Source organism: Sanguibacter sp. Z6_81 (assembly GCF_057180625.1).
In genome coordinates this window covers 1-4,154 of the sequence record NZ_JBXUFV010000010.1, presented here as the reverse complement: position 1 = coordinate 4,154, position 4,154 = coordinate 1, and the positions used below count along the sequence as shown (strand labels likewise).

General features: G+C 69.7%; 3 protein-coding genes. All 3 read right to left on the bottom strand.

Features of this window, described 5'->3' with window-relative positions; all coding sequences use genetic code 11:
- Positions 1-144: 144 nt before the first annotated feature.
- Entirely contained in the window at positions 145-1,830 is a 1,686-nt protein-coding gene (locus AC2AXK_RS14530) for an ABC transporter substrate-binding protein (protein ID WP_484346113.1), read from the bottom strand.
- 354 nt (positions 1,831-2,184) lie between these two features.
- Positions 2,185-3,213: a LacI family DNA-binding transcriptional regulator gene (locus tag AC2AXK_RS14525; RefSeq protein ID WP_484346112.1), complete on the bottom strand. Its 1,029-nt coding sequence runs from the start codon at positions 3,211-3,213 to the stop codon at positions 2,185-2,187.
- A 165-nt stretch (positions 3,214-3,378) separates the two neighbouring features.
- On the bottom strand, positions 3,379-4,098 hold the full coding sequence (locus tag AC2AXK_RS14520; RefSeq protein WP_484346111.1) for a hypothetical protein: 720 nt from the start codon (positions 4,096-4,098) through the stop codon (positions 3,379-3,381).
- Positions 4,099-4,154: the final 56 nt, after the last annotated feature.

Below are 4,154 nucleotides of genomic sequence, written 5' to 3'. Positions count from 1 at the left end.
ACCGTAGCCTCGACGACCTTGTCCCCCGGGGCCGCCGCAGCGGGCTCAGGCGTGACTTTCATACCGTGCTCCTTCATGGAGGGGCCCCGTGGGGCGCCGGTGTCTCAGGACACTGGCGCCCCACAGGGCCGGGTCGGGCTGAGGTCAGCTGTTCTCTTCGGCGTAGGCGTCCTTGGCCGCGTTGATGAGGTCAACGTAGGCAGGCAGGCCCTGCGCCTCGAGCTCAGCGACGTAGGAGTCCCACTCCGCGAGGTCACGGTCACCGAGGATGAACTGCAGGGTGGCAGTGTCCACGGAGTCCTTCAACGGGGTCCCCATGAGGGAGGCCTGCTCCAGGTCGACCTCGTCGAGCGGGGCCGGCGGGAAGGGATCGCGCGGGGTACGCGTCGCGAGCACCGTGTCGATGTAGTCGACGAACGCGGGCGCGTTGTAGGACTGCTTGAGCTCACGGGACTCGGTCGATGCAGCGAGGACGTCGTTGCCGTACCCGAGGTCGAGCTTGATGTCCGTGGTGCCGGTGTCCATGTTGAGGTTGTACGCGGCGTACTTGTACTCCGGGTTGAGCGTGTAGGTTCCGTCCTCACCCTTCGTGTACGTCTCACCCTCGACGCCCCACTGGATGAGGTCACGCGCCTCGGGGCTGTAGTACAGCCAGTCCATGAACTGGATCGTGCTGCACAGGTTCGGGTCGTCCTTCGCCTGGGCGGTGAGCATGAAGCCGCTCCAGAAGCCGCGGGAGCCGATGATCTTCCCAGCGGGGCCGCCGGGGGGCGCGACCATCTGGAGCTCGTAGTCCGTGACACCAGCCGCGTCGAGCGCGGAGGCGTACTCCTGGACCGTACCGGAGGCACCCGAGGCCGCGAAGATCTTCTCGGCCGCGAACTTTTCCGCGACCGTGCCCATGCCGTCGTTCGGCGCGGTGAAGGACTCCGTGTCGAGCAGCCCCTTCTCGGCGAGACCGCTGAAGTACTCGATCATCACCTTGTACTCGTCCGAGGTGCCCGCGTACTCGAACTCACCGGCCTCCTCGTCGAAGACCATGCCGGTGCCGAAGCCCCAGCCGCCGACGGTCCCGAAGGAGGGTGCCGACCAGTTGAGGATCGAGCCACCCTCGAAGCCGTCCCCGAGGGGCTTGCTGTCGGGGTACTTCTCCTTGATGAGCGCGAGGCCCGTCTCGAGCTCCTCCCAGGTCTCGGGAGCCGGGGCGCCGACCTCGTCGAAGATGTCCTTGCGGATGATGAGCGTGAACGTCGGCACCGAGACCTCCTGCAGGCCCGGGGTCATGTAGTACCGCCCGTCAGCCTGACGCAGGTTGTCGATCGCGCCTTCGCCGTACCACTCGTTGAGGTACTTGTCGAAGTTGGGCATGTACTCGGCGTAGTCGCTCAGCGGCAGCGCCGCGCCGGACGCGGCGTACTGGCGCTCGTCACCCGCGTAGATGAGCGGGATCGCGGTGGGGGCCTCGCCGGCGCTGATGAGCAGACCGCGCTTCTCGACCGCGTCGCTGAACGGGATGTGCGTCGTGACGATCTTGACGTTGGTGCGCTCCTCGATCTCGTCGAAGATCTCCCACGTGTCCTTGATGGGGGACTCCGGCCAGTCGGTCCAGAGCATGCTCACCTCCATCGGCTCCGGGTTCTTGAAGGTGGTGTCGGCCTTGTAGTCCTCCACGGCGCACGTGAGGTCGACGGGCCCGGCCTCGGTCGTGCCGCCACCTCCGCCTCCACCGTCGGAGCACGCGGCCAGGGCGAGCGCCGAGACGGCGGTGAGGGCCACCCCTCGGTAGAGCATCGCCGACCGGCGGGGTCGGGCGTTCTGGACGGGAACCATGATTCTCCTCATTGAGATCGGGGTGGTGTGTTGCTGGTCCGTGGTGATGCTGGATCGGTGGTGGTGGTGCTGGATCGGTGGTGCTGGTCCGTGGCGGTGCTGGATCGGTGGTCAGGGACGGTCAGGCCGGTACGCGCCATGTTTCGACGCCGACCACGGGGCGCGGCTCCGGTCGCCCGGGCACCATCGCCCCATCCATCCACTCCTCTGGCCTGCGAAATTGCTCCGAGAGATCGATCTCTCGGGACAGCATGCACAGTCCCCGGCCCTCTTGTCCACACAGGGTCGGGACCGAAACTGTTTCCGACCACGAGGACCTGCTCGCCAGGCGGATGAACCGCGCAGATCGGAGATCTACACCGAGTCCCGGAGCGTCAGTGTCGCGGGCAGCACGACGTGCTGGGGCGGGGCATGCGGGGAGGCGATGGCCTTCAGGATGAGATCCGCGGCCCGGCTGCCCATCTCCTGCAACGGCTGCCGCACCGACGTCAGCGGCGGGCTCGCCGTCGCCGCGACGACCGTGTCGTCGAACCCGACGACCGACACGTCCTGCGGAACGCGCAACCCCGCGACCGCCAGCACCCGGAACGCACCGACGGCCATGAGGTCCGACTGGGCGAAGAGACCGTCGATCGGGCCGCCCTGCAGCAGCTGGGCAGCCGCCACGGCACCCGAGGCCATCGAATAGTCACCCCGTGCCGACGGCCCCGGCTCGATCCCCCACTCGGCCAGCTCGGCGAGGAACCCCCGGTGCCGCTCCGCCGCCGGGAAGTACCCCGCCGGGCCCTTGATCGTCGCGACCCGCACCCGCCCCGCCTCGAGCAGCGCGCGCGTACCCAGTCGGGCGCCCCCGTAGTGGTCCGCGTCCACCGACGTGACGTCCTGGGGCAGATCAGCGCGCGGCCGCCCGATGTACACGACTGGGATCCGCAGGTCGCGCAGGTTCCGGTACAGCCCTTCCGACTCCCGGGCGAGCACCACGATGGCCCCCTCGACGTGCCGCGACGTGAGGTACCGCGCGAGGGAGCTGGGGTCCTTGCCGTCGTCGAGCAGCAGGACGGGTTGGCGCCCGTGCGCGAACAACGTCGTCGTCGCCCCACGCAGGGGCGCCCCGACGAACGGACCGGACAACCCGTCCAGCTCACTGTGCGGGACCACCACCGCCACAGAGCCCGACGCACCCCCACGCAACGCACGGGCCGCCGCGTTCGTCTGGTAGTCGAGCGCCTTCGCCGCCTCCATCACCCGCCGAGCGAGCTCCGGGTTGACGTTGCCGTGTCCGGCCAGCACCCGCGACGCCGTCGCACGCGAGACACCCGCGGCCTTGGCCACGTCGATGAGGGTGGGAGGCCCGGGTGGTTGAGGCACGGGGGGTTGGGGCACGGGTGCATCGTGCCACCACTGCCCGCAGCCCGCACGTACCGGATGAAACCGGGCCGGGTGGCTCACGCGCCGATCAGCCGGGTCCTGGGGTTCTCCCGGGACGACCGTGCGCCGTCGCCCGCCGCGCCGGCGCGGAGCCGACGGGCGGCGACGGGCTGAACCTGGTCAGGCCTCGTCGGGGCGCGTGAACCGCGCGACGACGTCCGTGACCACAGGGCGTGAGACGGCCTCGAGCATCGACACGAGCGCCCACGCGGCCAGCGCGAGGAGCACGTCCGACCCAAGCGTGGTGATGCCTGCCGCCACGACGAGCAGGGACCCGTGCACGAGGGTCACCCGCCACTGCGCCCCGAGCATGACGGCCGCGACCCGCGCGGCATCGCGGGTCCGGAACGACACGAACGACGTGATGACGAGCATCTGACCGGCCCACAGGACGAGCAGGACACCCAGCACGACGGCCAGCGGCCGGATGATCTGCGCGCCGGCCACCGTGCTGCTCGCCCAGATGTTGACGGCGAGCACGGCCGCCACGAGCAACGTCGGCACCCACCAGCGCAGGACGTCGAGGGTGTTCGCCCGCACGCCACGCACGAACAGCGCGAAGGGGCCCTCGTCCGGGTCCTTGCGCCACCCGCGGACGGCGTAGAGCCCGGCCGAGAGCACAGGTGCCACCGGGAGCTGGGCGAGCACGAAGAACGGCACGTTCGTGGACACCGGGGAGAGCAGGGTGAGCACGACGAGGGTCGGTGCGACCCCCAGGATCAGGCAGAGGCCCAGGCCCATGTGGTGGTAGACCGCCTGGGCGAGCTGCGTCAGCGGGCCGGTCCTGTCGGGACCGGTCCCGACAGGACCGGTCCCGGAACCGGGGTGGTGCGAGGTCATCCCTTGACCGAGCCGAGCATGACGCCCGAGACGAAGTACCGCTGCACGAAGGGGTA

What these genes read in the sequence shown, in the direction of transcription:
- AC2AXK_RS14530 (WP_484346113.1), bottom strand. Translation starts at nt 1,830, where the DNA reads ATGGTTCCCGTCCAGAACGCCCGACCCCGCCGGTCGGCGATGCTCTAC.
- AC2AXK_RS14520 (WP_484346111.1), bottom strand. Translation starts at nt 4,098, where the DNA reads ATGACCTCGCACCACCCCGGTTCCGGGACCGGTCCTGTCGGGACCGGT.